Origin of the sequence: Kitasatospora sp. NPDC058218, assembly GCF_042882445.1 — a bacterium.
Classification (GTDB): Bacteria; Actinomycetota; Actinomycetes; order Streptomycetales; family Streptomycetaceae; genus Kitasatospora.
Genome location: NZ_JBHVWC010000060.1, coordinates 25432 through 43746, shown reverse-complemented (window position 1 = coordinate 43746; position 18315 = coordinate 25432). Strand labels below are relative to the sequence as shown.

Genomic DNA, 18315 nt, shown 5'->3' with positions numbered 1-18315 from the left:
ACGCACCCCGGGCGCCCCGGTGCGCCCGCCAGTGGAACTGAGCGGGTGCGAGGCACCATCGAGGACTGCACAGTGGAAGGTATGTCGTGGAATGGTGCGGGCATCGAGCTACTCGGAGGCTTCGAAGCCAGCTACGCCGGAGCCAGGATTCCTCTCCCGGTCGGCGCTCGGCACCTCTTGGCGTTCCTGGCCCTGCACGGCGACGGCGTGCTCCGCAGCACGGCTGCGGAACAGCTGTGGCCCGACTGCACGCGCTGCCGGGCAGCGGCGAACCTGCGTTCCGCACTCTGCCAGGGCCGGCGGGTGGGGTCGGTGACCGCGATCGAGAACGTCGGCGAGCGGCTGCGGCTCACGCCCTCGACCCGTGTCGACCTCCACCGGGCGTGGACCAAGGCGCAGCAAGTCCTATCCGGCCACAGCGTGTTGTCCGCCGGCTCTGACGACTTCGTCAACGACTTCTGCGGGGAACTCCTGCCCGGCTGGGAGGAGAAGTGGCTCTTGCTGGAACGCGAGCGCTGGGACCAGACGCGCCTGCACGCCTTGGAGAGTCTGGCCCAGCAGCTGCGGAGCGAGGAGCACTACCTGTCCGCCATCCAGACCGCGCTTGCCGCCATCGAAATCGATCCGATCCGCGAGACCGCCCATCGGATCGTTGTCGAGGTGCACATGGCCGAGGGCAACGTCGCCAGCGCGCTCAAGTCGTACCAGCACTACCGGGCATTCCTGCAACGTGAACTCAACGTCGCCCCATCGCCCATGATGACCCGCTTGGTCCAGAACCTCATGTGCACTTAGCTTGGAATTCATCCTCGTCGGGCTTGGTGTTCCTTGATCGATTCGGCGCGTTTGACTGTCTTTCCGACGTCGTGACGTGTGGCCCTCTGCTTGTTCTGTGAACCGGGAGGCCGTCCCGGGCCCGGCTTGGACGGTTTCGGTGCTGCCGCTGGGCGAGCGGCGGTCGGGCGGATGTTGCGAAACCCCCGCCGCACCCGGGCGGGGGTGAGGCGGCGGGGCTCGGCGGGCCGCTCCCAGGGCCGGCGAAGGTCCTCGGCCAGCGGCCGGGCAAGACGGAGCTGGGTGTGGACGGCGATGATGAGCCAGGTCCACAGGTCGGCGCTGTCGGCGTGGCGGATCTTCGGGGCGGTCCAGCCGAGCGTCTGCTTCATGAGCCTGAAGGTGTGTTCCAGGTCGAATCTGCGCAGGAACGACTGCCACCAGCGGTCCACATCCGCGCCGGTGGCGGCGGTGGCCGAGCACCACGGCCAAACCGGTTTCGGGTCCCGGTCGCCCGGCAGGCGATCGACCTTCAGTCGCACCAACGTCCCATGCAGGACCGGTAGTTCTTCCTTGGCGTGGTCCAGCCAGGGACCGCGATGGGTGAGCCTGGGGTGCATCCGGTCCCACGCGACCGCCTCCGCGGTTCCGTAACGGGTGGTGTCCGTGACCGTGGTGACCTCGGGCAGATGCCAGCTCTCGGGCTTCGCGAAGGCGAGGACGCCGCCGTGCCGGCGCGGGCGCCCGCCCTTCGGGGTGGAGCGCGCGGGGCCCGCGTCGCGGAGCATGACGCGGTCCGAGCGCAAGCGTCCGACCAGCACGACCGGAAGGTCCGCGAGAGCGTGTGAGAGGTAGGCGACGTCGTAGCCGGAGTCCATCATGATCAGGATTTCTGGGCCGCCCGGCTGCCAGTGCCCGGCCTGTGTCAACCGCTCGACGACATCGCGTAGTTGGGCGTCAGTGACGGCGGTTGCGTCGTCGGCCGGCCCGAGGCGTACGGCGTCCAGCAGTGCGACCCGGGAGGTGCGGCCTGTTTCCAGGGCGGCGACGAAGGAGTACGGCCAGCCGGGAACGAGCTGGTCCGTTTTGCGGTCGCCGCGGCCATAGACGTGGCAGAAGAGCCGGTCGTCGCTGGTGGGGGCGTCGGGGCGGAGCCAGTTGCTCACATCGACGGCCAGCACGATCCGGCCGTCGGCCGCCTTCGGCAGCGGCAGGCCGGCCAGCATGCGACGCAGCCGGGCCGGCTCCAACCAGCCCCGGTCCAGCGCGGCGTACAGGGCGCCGTGCCCGCGCCGGTGCTCGGCTGTGAGCGACAGCTCGACGAGGGTCTTAACCGGTCCGTCCGTGCACAGCACCGCGTCGGTGAGCTCGAAGAGTGCGTCCGAGCGGGCGTAGAGGCATTCGTAGAACTCAACCCGAAAGCGGGACAAGAGAGCCAATGCCTGGCATGCGGGCGCGTCGACGGCAAGACTCATGGGCAGCGGCCGTTCTCTCGTGCTTCGTGACTCGACATCTCGAAGCGTGGAGAACGGCCGTCTCCGCTGTCCCGGGAAGAACCGCAGATCAGCAGGTCGAGTGACCGCCGAGGTTAAACAACAAGCTCAGGTGGAGGAGCGTAGTGGGTTGTAGCCGCGTGTCCGCGTTGAGGCTGGTGGTCTCGGGGTGTCCTCGCAGCCCAGGGCTGTGCTGGCGGGTGATAGATAGGAGTTGCGGGCTGCCGTTGGCCAGCCTCGACAGCCTGCGCCTGAGCCTCGAGAAGGCCGCGCCGCGTGCGACCCCGCCCGGTAGCCCGGTCGGATGAGCCAAGGACGGCCCCGGGCGGTACCGAGATCACCGAGGCCGAGGCCGAGGCCAGGTGGGCGGGTTCCTGGACGCCCACCGAGGCGGCGGCCCGGCTGGCCGGCGCCTCGGCCCCTGGTACGTCGCCGGGGGCTGGGCCGTCGACCTGTTCAGGGGCGAGCAGACCCGTGGGCACGGTGACCTGGAGATCGCCGTCCCGGCCGCCCGGTTCCCCGAGATCCGGGCGCGCTTCCCCGAGTTCGTCTTCGACGTCGTGGCGTCCGACCGCATCTGGGAGCTCACGCCCGAGGTCGCGGACCTGACCCACCAACCTGGCGGCGTGCCCCGTCGGCCGGCCACTCGTGGACGCGGCAGGCCCTCGGCCGGCCCCGAGGCGGGCTGACCACGGGGGGTCTGGAACTCCTGGCGGAATGAACCTCGGTGGGGTCGGGCGCTCGCCACCGCGTGCTGTCGGGCACCATGGGGCGATGGACTCGGATCAGCCGCTGCCTCGCGAGGTGAAGGTCGTCGACACGGCCGCGTTGCTCAGGCTGGAGGAGCGGGCGGGTGAGCTGGGCCTCAACCAGCGGTTGGACCCGGCGTGGGTGACGGCGCACGCGGCGCCCGAGGGAGCCCACTACCTGTGGCCCGCCCGGTGGAACAGCCTGTCCCACCGCCCGGACGTCCCGCGCCAGTTGCGGTGCGAGCTGTTGATCACGCTGCGTGGGGGAGAGCGCGTGATGAGCCTGCTGGACATGCTGCCCGATGAGTTCACCCCGCTGCCGAGGGTGACGTCGCGTGAAGAAGGCCTGCGGGTGGGCCGGTTGCTGGACCGTGCTCCCTCGGTCAGGGAATGGCTGCTACTACGGGAGGGCGAGATCTCTTCGGGCCACGAGTGACAGGCGGCGCCGAGGCGGGTCGACCGGGAGTCTTAGGTCGCGCGATCCACCATGATCGGGACCACAGGAGGAGGCCGCCACCCCCGCCCGGTTCGTACGGTGATGGTATGACCGTTGATCTGGAGAAGTACTTCGCACGCATCGGGTGGGAGGGTGAGCCCGCGCCCACCTCCGAGACCCTTCGTTCCCTGCACCACGCACATGTCCACGGCATCCCGTTCGAGAATCTCGACGTGGTCACCGGCTCGGTGCCGTCGGTGGACGTCGAGGACCTCCAGGCCAAGCTCGTCGAAAGCTCCCGCGGTGGTTACTGCTTCGAGCACAGCACCCTGTTCGCCGCGGTGCTGGACCAGTTGGGCTTCGAGGTCACCAGGCTCACCGGCCGGGTCCGCGCCGGCGCACGGCCCGGGGTCATCCGGCCGCGGACCCACATGGTGCTGGCCGTCCGGGTGCCCGGAGACTCCGGCCGCTACCTCGCCGACGTCGGGTACGGATCGCGCACCGGCCTGCTGGAGCCCCTGCCGATGATCCCCGACCTGGTCCGCGAGGGCGCCGGGCGCACCCACCGCCTCGTCGTCGAGGACGCGGACGGCCCCGCGCCCGTCTGGGTGTTGCAGGCGAAGGTCGGCGACGCCTGGGAGGACCAGAGCGCCTTCACCCTGGATCCGGTTCCGGCCCCCGACATCGAGATCGCCAACTGGGCCGTGGCGACCTTCCCACGCTCGCCGTTCCACCGCTTCTACATCCAGCGCACCCTGGCCGCCGGCCACCTGCGGCTCGACGGGAAGACCCTGACCCGGACCGATGCCGAAGGCACGGACTCGGTGCGGGAGGTCGAGAGCGCGGACGAGCTCTGCGAGTTGCTGGAGTCGGAGTTCGGGATCACCCCGCCGCCCGGCGTCGGGGCGGCCTTCTGAGTCAGGCAGGTGAACGCCTGCAGCCCCGCGCCGGTGCGGCGCGGGGCTGCAGGCGTTCGGGCGGGTCAGCGGTCGACGGGGAAGTCCCCGGAGCGGACTCCGGCGACGAAGGCCCGCCAGGCGTCGGCCCCGAACGCGAGTGCGGGGCCGTGGGCATCCTTGCTGTCCCGGACCATCATGGCGTTGCCCAGCAGGCCGCACTCGACGCAGTTGTCGTTCGGGTTGCTGGCGAGTGCCTTCTTCCACCTCACGGGGAGGGCTGAGGCATCGGGGAAGTGGGTCACTTGAGCTTGTCTCTCTTCTCTGCGATGAGGTTGAACGACTGGTCGAGATCCAGGGCGGTCGCCATGATCTCGTCGAAGGCCGCCCGGTAGATGTCCACGTGATCCGGGTCCTCAACCCAGTCGCTGCTGAGCATTCCGCTGAGCAGGACGAGATCGAGATCCCGTTGACGGAACTCCAGTAGGGCGAAAGGTCCGGTCATCCCAGGGTGCGGCGGTGCCATGGCCGGCATGACCTGGATGTTGACGTTCGGGAGTCTGCTGAATTGCTGCAGCTTGTCCAGCTGGTCGACCATGACACCGGGCGCTGCGGCCATGGTCAGCGCCGATTCGTGGATGACTGCCCAGAGCTTCAGTGGATTCTCGGACCTGGTAAGGACGGACTGGCGGTTGATCCGCACCTCAACGCGTTCTTCGACGCTGGGCTTCGTCAGGACGCCGCTGGAGATGATGGCGTGCGCGTACTGCCGGGTCTGAAGCAATCCAGGGATGTAGGCCGACTCATATGACTTGTTGCCAACTGCGGTCTCTTCGAGTCGGATCAAGTCTGTGTAGAGCGGGTTCAGCTGCTCATATCCGGCTATCCACCCTGGTCGGCGCTTGTCTCGGAGGATCTCGACGAGGACTTCCTTCAACTCCTCATCGCACTCGTAGAAGTCGAGGAGCGCGCGGACGACGTCGGGCTTCAGCTGGACGCGGGCGTTCTCGTATCTGCTGAGCTTCACGAGGTTGACGCCGTCGACCTGGGCGACCACCTCTTCGGCCGACAGGTTCTTGAGCTCGCGAAGTCTCCTGAGCTCGGCCGCGATGCGCCGGTAGCGCACGGCTGGCACTGCAACTGCCATGTACGTAACCCCTCCTGACCTGTCTGTGGACCAGTGTGCATGCCCTCGGCGGTGCTTCGCCACCGGCTACCACGAGCCTAGATGCGGCACCTTGGCCTCAGGAGTGAAAGTTTTCATATTTGCTCGACATAGCTTGCAGTGCGGCTGTTCCGTCCAGCATGCTGGGTGTAGCGGAGATCTGACGCACAGTGACATGAGTGGCTGGTGGAAGCGCTGTCTCTGCTGATGCTTCACGCCCTCATTGCGTTTCGTGTCCCTTCGCCTCGCAGTTCACGTGAGTGACCACGACGGCTCGTCGCCGGGTATCCCCCTGACTCGTGCCTGCCGTTTCCGTGGCTTGATTCCCCACACTCGGAAGGTGGCTACGCCATGCCCGAAACCCTTGACCAGCCTCCCCTCTCCGCCGGTTCGGCCGACTACTGGCTCCCGCGCAGCCGCCGTTCTCCCGCCGAGGCCCGTCGGCTCCTCGAAAGGCTCCTCGCCGGTACTCCCCATGGCCAATGCTTCGCCGACGTCGGGCTGTTGCTCGTCTCGGAGCTGGTCACCAATGCCGTTCTGCATGGCACGCCCGCCGGCAACCGGGTCCACCTCGTCCTCTCCGTCGACCACGAGCGCCTCCGGATCGAGGTGCACGACGCCCGCGCGGACCGGGGGCCGGTGCTTCGTGCGGGCTCCGCCGAGGACGAGTCCGGTCGGGGGCTGATCCTGGTCAAGTCCCTGGCTCGCCGCTGGGGTTGCTGCCCGCGGAAGGGCGTCGGCAAGATCGTCTGGGCCGAATGCGGCCCCGAGGCCACCCCCGAGATCACCACTGCGGAGTGTGCCGCATGAGGAGCGACGACCGACTCGTCACGGCCGAGGTCACCGGCATCATGCCGCCGACGACCTACCTGCTCCTCCCCAAGGCCCTTTCCTCGCTCTGGTGCGCGCTCCGGATTCTCCCGCTCAGCAGAACCCGCTGGCTCTGGTTCGAGCGCTATCTCACCGGCCCCTGTGCCGAGCGCTTTCTCGCCGAACACCTCGACGGCACCGGCCCGGTGTCCCTCCCGGTCGTCCTCCCGGAGAGCCTTCACCACCTGCGCGTCCGCTGGACCACCCCGGGGAGTGACCAGTGATCCGCCGGCTCTACCCCTGGTGGTTCGTCCACTGTTCCCGCGCCCCCGCTGCCCGCCTCCTCCGTGCCGAACGTCGCCGCCTCGAAGGGGAGTTGTCACACCACCTCCCCGAGGCGGCCCGCCGCATCAGGCGACGCGTCCAGCAGGATCTCGACCTCCGCTGACGCGCCGGTGGCTACGGAGCCGGAGCTCCGAGGCCACCGCGGAGGGTGGATCAGGCGGGGACCTTCCCTGTCAGGTACTCCTCCCGGACCTCGCGTGGGCCGAACGGCCAGGTGCGTTCGGCCCGGGCCCAGAGCAGGAAGGCGCCGCAGCCCGCGACGACCCAGGCCAGTGACCACTCGATGGGGTGGAAGCCGGGCGCGTTGCGGTCCGCGTAGCCGTAGATGACCAGCCAGCCGACGGCCGCGATGATCCCCGGTGCCGGGTAGAGCCACATCTTGTACGGCCGGACGAGCCCCGGCTGGCGGCGGCGCAGGACGGTGACCGCAACGATCTGGGCGAGCGCCTGGACGATCACCATCACGGTGGTGAGCAGGTTGATCAGGAGGGCCAGCGGGGGGTGGGTGGTGCTCGCGCCGAGGTGGCGGCCGAGCAGGAAGCCGGCTGCGGTGAGCACGCCCATGGCCGCCAGTCCTAGGACGGGGAAGCCGTGCCGGGGGTGCAGCTTGCCGAAGGCGCGGAAGAAGACGCCGTCGCGCGCCGCGTCGTACGGCACCCGGGAGCCGCCGAGCAGGCCGGCGAGGACGGAGGCGAAGGCGGTGACCAGGATCAGTACGGTGACGATCTGGGCGGCGCCCTTGCCCCAGGTGCTCTCCAGGACCGCCGAGGCGACCGACTTGGAGTCCACCGAGTCCGGGTCGAGCATCGCGTGCCAGTCCATCGCGCCCAGGACGCCGATCTGCAGCAGCAGGTAGATGGTCATGATGCCGACGATGGACAGCACGATGGCGCGCGGCAGGACGCGGCCGGGTTGCCGCACCTCGGCACCGAGGTAGGCGGCGGTGTTGTAGCCGAGGTAGTCGTAGATGCCGATGGTGAGGCCGGCCGCGAAGCCGATCCAGAACTGGCCGTGGGTGAGTTCGATGGCGTGCGCGGGCCAGTCGAAGGCGCGGCTCGGGCTGAAGTGGGTGTAGCAGGCGACGATCACGGCGAGCACCGAGAGGATCATCACGCCCCACATCACGGTGGTGAGCCGGGCGATGTTCTCGACCCGCCGCCAGAGCATGGCCACCACGAGTGCGCAGAGGGCGAGCCCGACGAGGTCGCCCTGGCCGCTCGTCATGCCGGGCCGGAGGTAGCCGAGGTACTGGACGAAGCCGACGACGCCGGTGGACATGATGAGCGGGATGAAGAGCATGGCCGTCCAGACGAAGAGGAACGGCATCAGCCGCCCGGTCCGGTACTGGAAGGCCTCGCGCAGGTAGACGTAGGTGCCGCCGGCCCCGGGGAGCGAGGCGCCGAGTTCGGCCCAGACCAGGCCGTCGGCGAGGGCGAGGACGGCGCCGGCGATCCAGCCGATGACGGCCTGCGGGCCACCGAAGGCGGCGACCATCAGCGGGATCGTGACGAAGGGTCCGATGCCGCACATCTGGCTCATGTTGAGGGTGGTGGCCTGGAACAGGCCGATTCTTCGGGACAGGCCAGGGGACACCGGGGCCTCCGGACGAGGGGGAGTGGACGCCGAGCTGGGTGCCGGGGGATTCAAGTTAGGGAGCATTACTTAATTCGTCAAGATGCCGGGGTCGAACGGGGGTTGCGGGAGCGACCATTGGGAAACTTTCCTAACGAAAGTCATTGACCCGGCGGCCCGTCGCCCCGATCCTGGTGGCGCCCGCCACGGCCGCCGTCGTCCGTCCGCGAGTGCTCGCCCGTCCTCCCCCTGGCCCGTCGTCATCGTGCGGCGGGTTGACGAAAGTGAGTTGGCATGCACAAATCCATCGGAGTCCGTTGTACCGCCCCGCTGCTGGCCGGCGCTCTCGGCTCGGCAGCCCTGCTGCTGGCCCCGGCGGCCACCGCGTCGGCCGCCCCGACCGCCTCCGCCGCTGGTGCGGGCCCCGCCGCGAGCGCGGCCGTGCCCGCGATGGCCGCCGCGCCGTACGAGTACCTGGGCTGGGGCAGCCCGCAGAAGCCCACCGACGTGATGAAGGCGGCCGGGGTGAAGTGGTTCACCCTCGCGTTCGTCCTCTCCGACGGCGGCTGCAACCCGAAGTGGGACGGCAGTCGGGCGCTCACCGGCGGCTCCGACGAGGCCGCGATCAAGTCGATCCGGGCGGCCGGTGGCGACGTCGTGGTCTCCGTCGGCGGCTGGAGCGGCAACAAGCTCGGCGAGAAGTGTTCCGGCGCGAGCGCGCTGGCCGGCGCTTACCAGAAGGTGATCGACGCCTACAAGCTCAAGGCGCTGGACATCGACATCGAGGACACCGAGTTCTCCAACGCGACGGTCCGTCAGCGGGTGGTCGACGCACTGAAGATCGTCAAGACGAAGAACCCGGGCATCGTCACCTACGTGACCATGGGCACCACCCCGAGCGGCCCGGACGCCACCGGCAAGGACCTGATCAAGCGCGGTGCGGCGGCCGGCCTCGCCAACGACGGCTGGGTGATCATGCCGTTCGACTTCGGCGGCCACAGCGGCACCATGGGCCAGGCGTCGGTCAGCGCACTGGAGGGCCTGAAGGCGGCGGTCAAGAGCGCCTACGGCTACACCGACGACGCCGCCTACCGCCACATCGGCGTCTCCTCGATGAACGGGAAGACCGACGAGGCGGGCGAGACCGTCACCACCGCCGACTTCCGGACCATCCTCGGCTACGCGCAGCAGCACCACCTGGCCCGGTACGCCTTCTGGTCGGTCAACCGCGACCGCGCCTGCGGCTCCGGCACGGACGCCGACGCCTGCAGCGGCGTCGCGCAGTCCCCGTACGAGTTCACCAAGATCGTCGTCCAGTACCAGGGTTGAGGAGCACACCGATGTCACCGCTGACCACCACGCGCCTCCGTCGCACCACCGCCGGCCTGCTCGCGGGGGCCGGCCTGGCGGCCGGGCTGCTCGCCGGCCCGGCCGCGTCCGCCGCCGCCCCGCAGCAGGCCGCCGCCGCACCCGCCGTGCCCTTCGGCGGCCACCGCTACCCCTACGCCGCCGGGATCCTCAAGCCCACCGGCGCGCAGGCCGACCTCGACCAGAAGGTCGTCGCCATCTACAACGCCTGGAAGGCCGCGTTCGTCAAGCAGAACTGCGGCAACGGCTGGTACCAGGTGATCTCGCCGGACGCCGACCACCCCTACGTGGCCGAGGCCCAGGGGTACGGCATGGTCGTCACCGCCACCATGGCCGGCGCCGACCCCAACGCGAAGACCGTCTTCGACGGCCTGGTGAAGTACGTGCTGGCCCACAAGTCGGTCAACAACGCCGATCTGCTGGCGGCCGAGCAGGACTCCTCCTGCAAGTCCGTCAACGGCTCCGACTCGGCCACCGACGGGGACCTCGACGTCGCCTACGGGCTGCTGCTCGCCGACCGGCAGTGGGGCAGCACGGGCACGTACAACTACAAGGACCTGGCCGTGAAGCACATCAAGGCGATCAAGGCGAGCGAGGTCAACCCGACCACCCACCTGACGCTGCTCGGCGACTGGTCCACCAAGGGCGACTCGACGTACTACGTCACCCGCTCCTCGGACTGGATGATCGACCACTTCCGTGCCTTCCGGGCCGCGACCGGCGACGCCGCGTGGGACACCATCCGCACGGCGCACCAGAGCCTGATCACCAAGCAGCAGAGCGGCTACGCCCCGAACACCGGGCTGCTCGCCGACTTCGTGGTCAACACCAACGGCACCGCCAAGCCCGCCGCCGGCGAGGTCCTGGAGAGCCCCAACGACGGGGACTACTCCTGGAACGCCTGCCGCGACCCGTGGCGGATCGGCGCCGACGCCGTCACCAGCGGCGACGCCGCCTCGCTCGCCTCGGCGCGCAGGATCAACGCCTGGATCAAGGGCAAGGCGGGCGGCAACCCGGCGAACATCGTCACCGGCTACAAGCTCAACGGCACGGTCTTCGACAGCGGGCACGACATGGCCTTCACCGCACCGTTCGTGGTCACCGCGATGACCGACCCGGGCTCGCAGGCCTGGCTGGACGCGCTCTGGACCAAGCTCGCGAGCACGCCCGTGGACAGCAAGCTCTACTACGGGGCCAGCGTGCAGCTCCAGTCGATGATCGTGGCCTCCGGCAACCACTGGGTGCCGTAGTGGCGGCCGCAGGAGGGCCGCGCCACGCGCGGACAGCGGTCGTCAGGGCCGGCGGTGCGGCACTCGCCGCCGCCGCACTGGTCCTCGGAGCCGTGGCGGCGCCGCCCGCGGCGACCGCCGCGGCGGCCGCGACCACGGCGAGCACCGACTACCAGGCCGAGGACGCCGTGCTCGCGCAGGCGAAGACGGCCACCAACCACACCGGGTACACCGGGACCGGCTTCGTCGACTACACCAACACCACCGGCTCCGCCGTCGAGTTCACGGTCAGTGCCACGGCGGCCGGCAGCGCCTCGCTGGCCTTCCGGTACGCCAACGCCGGGGCGGCGAACCGCCCGATGGACATCACGGTCAACGGGAAGGTCGTCGCCGCCGGCGTCGCCTTCCCGCCCACCGCCGACTGGGACACCTGGGCGGACAGGACCCTCGGCGTCGCACTCGTCGCCGGCGCCAACCGGATCCGGGCCACCGCCACCACCGCCGACGGCGGCCCCAACCTCGACCGCCTCCGGGTGGGCGCGGCGGCCGACACCACCGCGCCGAGCCGGCCCGGACCGCCGAGCTGCTCCGCCGTCGGGCCGAACGGCCTCACGCTCGGCTGGGGAGCCTCCACCGACGACGTCGGCGTCACCGCCTACGACCTGTACGAGCACGGCAACAAGCTCGCCGAGGCGCCGGGCACCGCGACGTCCTGGCAGCTCACCGGGCTGACCCCGGCCACCACCTACAACCTCACCGTGATCGCCCGGGACGCCTCCGGCAACGCCTCGCCGGCCAGCGTCGCGGTCGACTGCACCACCACGGCGAGCACCGACCCGCCGCCGAGCGCGCCGGGCACCCCGACCGTCTCGGCGGTCACGGCCACCGGCGCCACCCTGACGTGGGGCGCCGCCACGGACGACAAGGGCGTGGTGGCGTACGAGATCCGCAGCGGGTCCGCCGTGGTGAGGACCGTCACCGGCACCCCGCCGGCCACCACGGCGACGGTCACCGGGCTCGCCTGCGACGCCCCGTTCACGCTGTCCGTGGTCGCCCGGGACACCGCGGGCAGCTACTCGGCGCCGTCCGGCACGGTCTCCTTCACCACCGGCGCCTGCCCGGCCGACGGCGGCGTCCCGGGCTCCCCGACCGCCCTCTCCACCGGGTGGACGATCCCCTGGGGCATCGCCTGGCTGCCGGACGGCACCGGCGCACTGGTGACCGAGCGGGACGGCTTCAAGGTCTCCAGGCTCACCACGGGCGGCACCAGGACGGCGGTCGGCACCGTGCCCAACGCCGTCACCACCGACGGCGAGGGCGGCCTGCTCGGCATCGTCGTCGACCCCGACTGGTCGGCCAACCACTACGTGTACCTCATGCACACCGCCGCCGAGGGCAACCGGATCGTGCGGATGACGTACGACGGCAAGACGCTGAGCGGCTACAAGGTCCTGCTCCAGGGCATCAAGAAGAACCGCTACCACAACGGCGGGCGCCTGGCGTTCGGCCCCGACGGGTACCTGTACGCGTCGACCGGCGACGCCCAGACCTCCTCGCTGGCGCAGGACAAGAACTCCCTCAACGGGAAGATCCTGCGGCTCACCACCGAGGGCAAGCCGGCCCCCGGCAACCCGTTCGGCAACTTCGTCTACAGCTACGGCCACCGCAACCCGCAGGGCCTGGCCTTCGACCGCAACGGACGGCTCTGGGAGGCGGAGTTCGGCGACTCCAAGCGGGACGAGCTCAATCTGGTCAAGCCCGGGGCCAACTACGGCTGGCCGACCTGCGAGGGCACCTGCAGCGTGGCGGGGATGACGAACCCCAAGGCGAGCTGGCCGGTCAACGAGGCCTCACCGAGCGGCATCGCGATCGTCCGCAACGTGGTCTACATGGCCGCGCTGCGCGGTGAGCGGATGTGGCGCATCCCGATCGACGGGAACACCGAGAACGTCGGCACGCCGACCTCCTACTACGTCGGCGCCTACGGCCGGCTGCGGACGGTGTCCAAGGTGCCCGGGGCCGACCGGCTCTGGCTCACCACCACCAACGCCGACAACAACGGCGGGGCGGCCGACGGCGCCGACAAGATCTTCACGATCTCGATCGGCTAGCCGGGGCCGTCGGCGGCGTGGCTCGGGCCCGGAGGTGCGCTCCGGGCCCGGGCCGGCCTGGTCCGGCTCGTGCGGGTCCGGCTCGCGCGGCTCACGCCGTCTCCCGGTCGATCTCGCTCTCCCGGACCAGCCAGAGCGCGAGCGCCGCGCCGACCAGGCTGACCACACCGCCCAGCAGCAGCACGGCGTTGAGGCCCTCCAGGAACCCCGCGCGGGCGGCGTCCGCGACGGCCTGCCGGGCCGGCTCGGGGACGGCGGCGAGGACCTCGGGCAGGCTGCCGGAGGAGGCGGCCTCGATCAGCTCGCGCGGGCGGGCGCCCTCCCCGGTCGGTGTGCCCGCCGCCAGTTCGCGGACCTTGTCGGCGCCCTGGCCGACGAAGATCGCCCCCCAGACGGCGATGCCCACCGCGATGCCCACCTGCCGGAAGGTGTCGTTGATACCGGCCGCCATCCCGCTGTTCTCCTTCGGCACCACGCTGACCGCCACGTCGGCGATCACCGGGTTGATCAGGCCGACACCCGCGCCGCCGACCAGGAAGCCGGCCAGCAGGCCGGTCCAGTCGTCGTCGGGCTGGACGTCGCCCATCAGGAGCAGGCCCGCACCGATCGCGAGGAGGCCGGCGCAGAGCATCAGCCGGGCCGGCACCCGGGAGAGCATCAGGCCGGCGATCGGGGCCACGACGAAGCTGAGCGCCGTGATGGGCAGGTAGCGCACGCCCGCCGCGAACGGGGAGAGTCCGAGGTAGTTCTGCAGATACAGCGTCAGGTAGAGGAACAGGGCGAAGAGCGAGCTGGACACCGCGAACGCGGCCAGCTGCACGCCGGTGAACGCGTGCCGGCGGAAGAGCCTGAGCGGGAGCATCGGTTCGGGGACGCGGAGTTCGATCACGGCGAAGGCGACCAGCAGGACGGCCGATCCGGCGAACAGCGAGACGATCAGCGTGCTGCCCCAGCCCTCGGCGTTGCCGCGCACCAGGGCCAGGACGAGCAGGAAGAGGCCGCTGCTGAACGCCGCGACCCCGGCCCAGTCGACCCGGGTGGCGTTCGGGTCGCGGCTCTCGGCCAGCTTCAGGTAGGTGATGATCAGCGCCGCCACCCCGATCGGCACATTGAGGTAGAAGATCCACTCCCAGCCGAGCGAGTCGGTCAGCGCCCCGCCGACCAGCGGGCCGACCGCGACCGCCACCCCGATGGTCGCCCCGTACAGGCCCATCGCGGTGCCCCGCTCGCGGCCGGGCGGGAACTCCTGGGCGACCAGGGCCAGCGACACCGCGAACATCACCGCGCCGCCGACGCCCTGGATCGCGCGGGACACGTTGAGGAAGGTCGGGTTCGGCGCCAGGGCGCAGAGCAGCGAGGCGGCGGAGAAGATCACCAGGCCTGCGGCGAAGGTCCGGCGCCGCCCGAGGCGGTCGGCGAGCGAGCCGGCCGTCAGCACCAGTGCGGCCAGGGACAGCGCATAGGCGTCGAACACCCACTGCAGATCGGTGAAGTCGGCGCCGAGGTCCTTGCGGATCGACGGCAGGGCGACGTTCACCACCGTGATGTCGAGCAGCAGCATGAACGTCGCGACCGAGACGGCGATGAGGGTCCACCACTTGCGTTGCACGGCAGCCGGTCTCCTTGGCCCGCCGACCGGGGTTCGGTCGGGAAGGCACCGACCGTACGCAACGCCGAGGTTCGAATCCGGGCAAACGCGGCCGGACCAGCGTATTTAGGCCCTGTCCGGCCGAGACCGCGGCCCTGCGGCTCGGTGGCTCCGCGGCTCGGCGGCCCCGAGGAGCGGTGACGGCCGGTCGCTGACGCTCCGTGGCCGACAGATCTCGATCTGCCAACGAAGTGTGAGAGATGTGCGTGCGGTGTGATCCCGTCCTGATTGAATCACGAACATCTTTTCATCGGAACGGAGCGTTCTCCTCTCATGTCTTCACGGATGCGCGGCGGCCGTCGCGGCCTGGCCGCCGTCGCCGGACTCGTCTTCACCGTCGGTCTCGCCCTGACCGGGTGCGACCCGTCGGCGACCGACGGTGCCACGGCCGCTGCCACCCCGCCCGCCGTCACGGCCCCGGCCGTACCCGTCGCGACGGCCGCGCCGACGGTGACCGAGTCTTCGCCCGCGCCGGTCGTGACCGCGCCGGTGCCGCCCGCGGAGCCGGCGCCCGCGCCGACCACGGCCGAGCCCCGGTCGCCCGCGCCCAAGACCCAGTCGCCCGCCGGCAAGGTGACGCCCGAGCCCAGGGCCACCACCGCGAGGCCGCCGGCGGAGCCGGAGCCCACACAGACCAAGGCACCCGCCGGCGACTGCGAGATCCGCTCCAACGCCGGCAACTGCTACAGGGCGGGCCAGTTCTGCCGCGACGACGACCTCGGCAAGAGCACCCACGAGGCCGGCGGCCGGGTGATCTACTGCCGCATGGTCAGCGGCAAGCCGCACTGGCAGGCCTGATCCGACGGCGTGCAGGTCGACGAGGCGCCCGGCGGCCCGCACCGCCGGGCGCCTCGTCGTTCGGAACCGGTGTGGCGCTCCGGTCGGTTCGGTGAACGGGGCGGCGTGCCCGGCGTATCGGGGCTGCGGAGCGTCGGTGGTCAGCCGGTGGGCGGGGCGGTGAGCGTCTCCCAGAAGAGCCGCTCGTAGGCCTGGAGCAGCCGGCCGTACTCGCGGGCGGCGGTGAGCGTGCCGGCGGGGAGTGCCGCGGCATTGAGCGTCGCCGCGTGGAGGCCGGCGGACGGGTCGGGGTCGGACGGCTCGACGTCCTGGTGGGCCAGGGCGGCCGCGGCCTGTTCCTCCAGTGCGGTGGCCGGTCGGGCGAAGAAGTCGAAGAAGGCGCAGGCTTCGTCGTCGAACCCGTGACGCCGGCGGAGCGCCTCGGCGAGGGCGGCGCAGTAGCCGCCCCAGGCGGCGAAGTTGGCGACCAGTGCGGCCGCGACGGCATCCGGCCGCCCGTTGAGCGCCAGCCAGGCCAGGTAGGCGGGATAGGCCTGGCAGCCCGGCAGCGGAGGCCGGGCGGCACTCCGGCCCGGATCCGACCCGCAGGCGGCGGCGAGCGCGGGCAGCAGGCCGAGGGCCGTGCTCTCGCCCTCGGCGAGCGCGGCGAACCAGGCGCCGAGCGGCCGGTCGGCGCACCGGGTGGCGAGCAGCAGCAGGCTGCGGCGGTCCGAGGTGATGATCCGCTGCTGCTGCGCGGCCAGCTCGGCGAGGGCGCCGAGCGGAGCGGCCCCGCCCGCGGCGACGGCTGCGACCAGCGCCGGTGGTTTGTCGCCGGGCGCCAACTCGACTCGCAGGTCGCGCAGTTGTGCTGTGATTCGGTGGTTCACCGGCACTCGTGCCTCCGCCTCGGTTCGGCTCCGGGTGCCATTCCTATCGCGCCGGGCCGCGCCGGGGCGCGACGACACGGCCCTTCCGGCGCACGGTGGGCCGTCGCGGCCCCGCCGATTCCTGCTCCGCCCGGAGGCGGTGGGGCACCAGAGCCTGTCCGGAGCCCGCGTGCGTCAGGCCGCCGAGGTGACCGCCCGGCCGAAGTGCCGGGCGAAGAACCGGACCGCGCTGTCGGCCTCGAACCTGGGCAGCTCCTTGTGCCTGCCGGCGTTGGCGTGCAGCGTCTTCTCCGTCGAGGCGAAGGCGTCGAACAGTGCGAGACCGGCCTCGCGCGGGATGTGTTCGTCGTCCCACTGCAGGGCGAACTCGATCGGGACGGTGATCTGCCGGGCCTTCTCGGCCAGGACATCGGGCCAGTGCTGACCGAACACCGCGGCCGTGATCCTGGGTTCGACCGCCACGAGCGGCACACCGATCGCGGTGCCCATGTTCAGACCGAAGTAGCCGACCGGCCCGTCGGCGCCGATCTCCGGACGTTCCTGGAGGGCGTCCAGGGTCGCCCGCCACTCGGGTACGGCGAGCTCCGCCAGATGCGCGTTGTAGCGGACGACGATCGGCCCTTCCGGTTCGCCCGCCGACCTCGCCCGGTACAGCTCGGCGATCTCCCGCTCGTCGTGCGCGGTGCGCGGCCGGTCGCCGTGCCCGGGCGCGTCGATGACGGCGACGTGGAAGCCGCAGCCGGTTACGAGGAGCTGGGCCCGGCCCGCCATCGCCGGATGCTTCTTGTGGTTGCCGCCGCCGTGGCCCATCAGGACCAGGGGCGCGCGATCGGCGCCGGAGGCCGGTGACCAGAGAACGCCGGGGACCTCGCCCACGGTGAAGTCGCGTTCGAGCATGCCGTTCGACGACGACTCGGCGGTGAACTGCGGAGAGTGCACGGGTGTTGCCTTTCGGGAGTGCCTTGTTGTCCAGGCGCTCCCGGCGACACCTACGTCGATCGCCCGGTCGTGACGGCAAGGGGGAGCACCCGTATCGATCCAGCGTTCACGGGTCTCACCTCCTCGGGCGGCGTCACGGTCGCGTGCAACGTACCAGCCCCGAACCTCGCCCCTCCAGCCCTTTTCCGCCGACGGGGGCGGGCCCGGTGCCGGGCGGCGGAATGCTGCTGGTCCGGCCCGGGGTTCGGTTTTCCGAACCCCGGATTCGGGGGTGGGCACGATCGATCGCCGGGCCCGGTCCGCCGACGATGAGGACATGGCTGAAGCGATGACCACCAGAAGCACGACGGCCCCGTCACCACCGGCGGACTGGGGCCCGCCGTCGGCCCGGCCCGCGGCCTGTGCCGAGGACCTGCACCGTGCGTACGGCCGCGGCGCCGCCGCCGTCCAGGCGCTGCGCGGGGTGTCGGTGGCATTCGCGCCCGGCACGTTCACCGCGGTGATGGGGCCCTCCGGGTCGGGCAAGACCACCCTGCTGCACTGTCTCGCCGGCATGGACCGCCCCACCCGCGGCACCGTCCGGTGGGGCGACACCGAGGTGTCCCGGCTGTCCGAGCGACGGCTGGCGGAACTGCGCCGCCGCCGGGTCGGGTTCGTCTTCCAGGCGTTCAACCTGATGCCCGCGATGACCGTCGCCCAGAACGTCGAGCTCCCCGGCCGGCTGGCCGGTGCCCGACCCGACCGGGCCACCGTGCTGGACGCGCTCGCCCGGGTCGGCCTGGCCGGGCGGGAGCGGGACCGGCCGGGGCGGCTCTCCGGCGGCCAGCAGCAGCGGGTGGCGATCGCCCGGGCCCTCGTCGCCCGCCCGGACGTGCTCTTCGCCGACGAACCCACGGGCGCCCTCGACCGGGCCACCGGTCACGAGATCCTCGCCCTGCTCCGGACCGGCGTGGACCGGGACGGGCAGACCTGCGTGATGGTCACCCACGACCCGGTGGCGGCCGGCTACGCCGATCGCGTCCTGCTGCTCGCCGACGGCCTGGTGGTCGACGAGCTGGAGCGGCCCACGGCGGCGCTGGTCGGCGAGCGCCTGAGCCGGCTGGGCGGGTGAGC

General features: G+C 71.2%; 18 protein-coding genes. 11 read left to right on the top strand and 7 right to left on the bottom strand.

Translation table 11 applies throughout. From position 1 onward, the window contains the following. Positions 1 to 45 precede the first annotated feature (45 nt). Positions 46 to 795: a BTAD domain-containing putative transcriptional regulator gene (locus ACFVYI_RS32025; protein ID WP_387892076.1), complete on the top strand. Its 750-nt coding sequence runs from the start codon at positions 46 to 48 to the stop codon at positions 793 to 795. 8 nt (positions 796 to 803) lie between these two features. Here the strand turns inward: ACFVYI_RS32025 and ACFVYI_RS32020 are convergent, their stop codons facing one another. Beyond that, complete coding sequence (locus tag ACFVYI_RS32020; protein WP_387892074.1) at positions 804 to 2249, bottom strand: NF041680 family putative transposase; 1446 nt, start codon at positions 2247 to 2249, stop codon at positions 804 to 806. 380 nt (positions 2250 to 2629) lie between these two features. On the opposite strand from ACFVYI_RS32020, the gene ACFVYI_RS32015 reads away from it, so the two are divergent. From ACFVYI_RS32015 to ACFVYI_RS32005, 3 genes are all read left to right on the top strand, one after another. Continuing rightward, on the top strand, positions 2630 to 2956 hold the full coding sequence (locus ACFVYI_RS32015) for a nucleotidyltransferase domain-containing protein (RefSeq protein WP_387892072.1): 327 nt from the start codon (positions 2630 to 2632) through the stop codon (positions 2954 to 2956). Positions 2957 to 3041: 85 nt separating this feature from the next. Beyond that, positions 3042 to 3452: a hypothetical protein gene (locus ACFVYI_RS32010; RefSeq protein WP_387892070.1), complete on the top strand. Its 411-nt coding sequence runs from the start codon at positions 3042 to 3044 to the stop codon at positions 3450 to 3452. 107 nt (positions 3453 to 3559) lie between these two features. Continuing rightward, positions 3560 to 4369 (top strand): arylamine N-acetyltransferase, encoded by an 810-nt coding sequence (locus tag ACFVYI_RS32005; RefSeq protein ID WP_387892069.1) that lies wholly within the window; start codon positions 3560 to 3562, stop codon positions 4367 to 4369. 65 nt (positions 4370 to 4434) lie between these two features. Here ACFVYI_RS32005 and ACFVYI_RS32000 read toward each other — a convergent pair whose 3' ends face one another. Further along, entirely contained in the window at positions 4435 to 4620 is a 186-nt protein-coding gene (locus ACFVYI_RS32000; RefSeq protein ID WP_387892067.1) for a DUF397 domain-containing protein, read from the bottom strand. 29 nt (positions 4621 to 4649) lie between these two features. Beyond that, positions 4650 to 5495, bottom strand: coding sequence for a helix-turn-helix domain-containing protein (locus tag ACFVYI_RS31995; protein ID WP_387892065.1), 846 nt, complete (start codon positions 5493 to 5495; stop codon positions 4650 to 4652). A gap of 369 nt (positions 5496 to 5864) precedes the next feature. Here ACFVYI_RS31995 and ACFVYI_RS31990 point away from each other — a divergent pair, with 369 nt between their 5' ends. After that, positions 5865 to 6323, top strand: a complete 459-nt coding sequence (locus tag ACFVYI_RS31990; RefSeq protein ID WP_387892063.1) for an ATP-binding protein — start codon at positions 5865 to 5867, stop codon at positions 6321 to 6323. Then, positions 6320 to 6607 carry a hypothetical protein gene (locus ACFVYI_RS31985; RefSeq protein WP_387892061.1) on the top strand — a complete coding sequence of 96 codons (288 nt, stop codon included), beginning with the start codon at positions 6320 to 6322 and terminating at the stop codon, positions 6605 to 6607. The genes ACFVYI_RS31990 and ACFVYI_RS31985 overlap by 4 nt, the downstream gene beginning before the upstream one ends. 214 nt (positions 6608 to 6821) lie before the next feature. Here ACFVYI_RS31985 and ACFVYI_RS31980 read toward each other — a convergent pair whose 3' ends face one another. Further along, on the bottom strand, positions 6822 to 8327 hold the full coding sequence (locus ACFVYI_RS31980) for an APC family permease (protein ID WP_387892059.1): 1506 nt from the start codon (positions 8325 to 8327) through the stop codon (positions 6822 to 6824). A gap of 207 nt (positions 8328 to 8534) precedes the next feature. Between ACFVYI_RS31980 and ACFVYI_RS31975 the strand changes: the two genes are divergently transcribed. Genes ACFVYI_RS31975 through ACFVYI_RS31965 form a run of 3 tightly spaced genes read left to right on the top strand, consistent with a single transcriptional unit; the run spans position 8535 to position 12948 of the window. Next, positions 8535 to 9569 carry a chitinase gene (locus tag ACFVYI_RS31975; protein WP_387892057.1) on the top strand — a complete coding sequence of 345 codons (1035 nt, stop codon included), beginning with the start codon at positions 8535 to 8537 and terminating at the stop codon, positions 9567 to 9569. Positions 9570 to 9580: 11 nt separating this feature from the next. After that, a complete protein-coding gene (locus ACFVYI_RS31970) occupies positions 9581 to 10858 on the top strand; it encodes a glycosyl hydrolase family 8 (protein WP_387892055.1) in 1278 nt (425 codons plus the stop codon). Continuing rightward, on the top strand, positions 10858 to 12948 hold the full coding sequence (locus ACFVYI_RS31965) for a PQQ-dependent sugar dehydrogenase (RefSeq protein WP_387892053.1): 2091 nt from the start codon (positions 10858 to 10860) through the stop codon (positions 12946 to 12948). Before ACFVYI_RS31970 ends, ACFVYI_RS31965 begins: the two co-directional genes overlap by 1 nt. 91 nt (positions 12949 to 13039) lie before the next feature. On the opposite strand, the gene ACFVYI_RS31960 is transcribed toward ACFVYI_RS31965, so the two are convergent. Next, a complete protein-coding gene (locus tag ACFVYI_RS31960) occupies positions 13040 to 14557 on the bottom strand; it encodes an MFS transporter (RefSeq protein ID WP_387892051.1) in 1518 nt (505 codons plus the stop codon). A 312-nt stretch (positions 14558 to 14869) separates the two neighbouring features. Here ACFVYI_RS31960 and ACFVYI_RS31955 point away from each other — a divergent pair, with 312 nt between their 5' ends. Next, positions 14870 to 15394, top strand: a complete 525-nt coding sequence (locus tag ACFVYI_RS31955; RefSeq protein WP_387892049.1) for a hypothetical protein — start codon at positions 14870 to 14872, stop codon at positions 15392 to 15394. 140 nt (positions 15395 to 15534) lie between these two features. Here the strand turns inward: ACFVYI_RS31955 and ACFVYI_RS31950 are convergent, their stop codons facing one another. After that, positions 15535 to 16263, bottom strand: a complete 729-nt coding sequence (locus ACFVYI_RS31950) for a transcriptional regulator (RefSeq protein ID WP_387892047.1) — start codon at positions 16261 to 16263, stop codon at positions 15535 to 15537. A 174-nt stretch (positions 16264 to 16437) separates the two neighbouring features. After that, positions 16438 to 17202, bottom strand: a complete 765-nt coding sequence (locus ACFVYI_RS31945; protein WP_387892045.1) for an alpha/beta hydrolase — start codon at positions 17200 to 17202, stop codon at positions 16438 to 16440. Between the two features lie 328 nt (positions 17203 to 17530). Between ACFVYI_RS31945 and ACFVYI_RS31940 the strand changes: the two genes are divergently transcribed. Next, a complete protein-coding gene (locus ACFVYI_RS31940; RefSeq protein WP_387892110.1) occupies positions 17531 to 18313 on the top strand; it encodes an ABC transporter ATP-binding protein in 783 nt (260 codons plus the stop codon). The last annotated feature ends 2 nt before the right edge of the window (positions 18314 to 18315 follow it).

What these genes read in the sequence shown, in the direction of transcription:
- ACFVYI_RS31985 (WP_387892061.1), top strand. Translation starts at nt 6,320, where the DNA reads ATGAGGAGCGACGACCGACTCGTCACGGCCGAGGTCACCGGCATCATG.
- ACFVYI_RS31980 (WP_387892059.1), bottom strand. Translation starts at nt 8,327, where the DNA reads ATGCTCCCTAACTTGAATCCCCCGGCACCCAGCTCGGCGTCCACTCCC.
- ACFVYI_RS32010 (WP_387892070.1), top strand. Translation starts at nt 3,042, where the DNA reads ATGGACTCGGATCAGCCGCTGCCTCGCGAGGTGAAGGTCGTCGACACG.
- ACFVYI_RS31940 (WP_387892110.1), top strand. Translation starts at nt 17,531, where the DNA reads ATGACCACCAGAAGCACGACGGCCCCGTCACCACCGGCGGACTGGGGC.
- ACFVYI_RS31995 (WP_387892065.1), bottom strand. Translation starts at nt 5,495, where the DNA reads ATGGCAGTTGCAGTGCCAGCCGTGCGCTACCGGCGCATCGCGGCCGAG.
- ACFVYI_RS32020 (WP_387892074.1), bottom strand. Translation starts at nt 2,249, where the DNA reads ATGAGTCTTGCCGTCGACGCGCCCGCATGCCAGGCATTGGCTCTCTTG.
- ACFVYI_RS31955 (WP_387892049.1), top strand. Translation starts at nt 14,870, where the DNA reads ATGTCTTCACGGATGCGCGGCGGCCGTCGCGGCCTGGCCGCCGTCGCC.
- ACFVYI_RS31990 (WP_387892063.1), top strand. Translation starts at nt 5,865, where the DNA reads ATGCCCGAAACCCTTGACCAGCCTCCCCTCTCCGCCGGTTCGGCCGAC.
- ACFVYI_RS31975 (WP_387892057.1), top strand. Translation starts at nt 8,535, where the DNA reads ATGCACAAATCCATCGGAGTCCGTTGTACCGCCCCGCTGCTGGCCGGC.
- ACFVYI_RS32005 (WP_387892069.1), top strand. Translation starts at nt 3,560, where the DNA reads ATGACCGTTGATCTGGAGAAGTACTTCGCACGCATCGGGTGGGAGGGT.
- ACFVYI_RS31970 (WP_387892055.1), top strand. Translation starts at nt 9,581, where the DNA reads ATGTCACCGCTGACCACCACGCGCCTCCGTCGCACCACCGCCGGCCTG.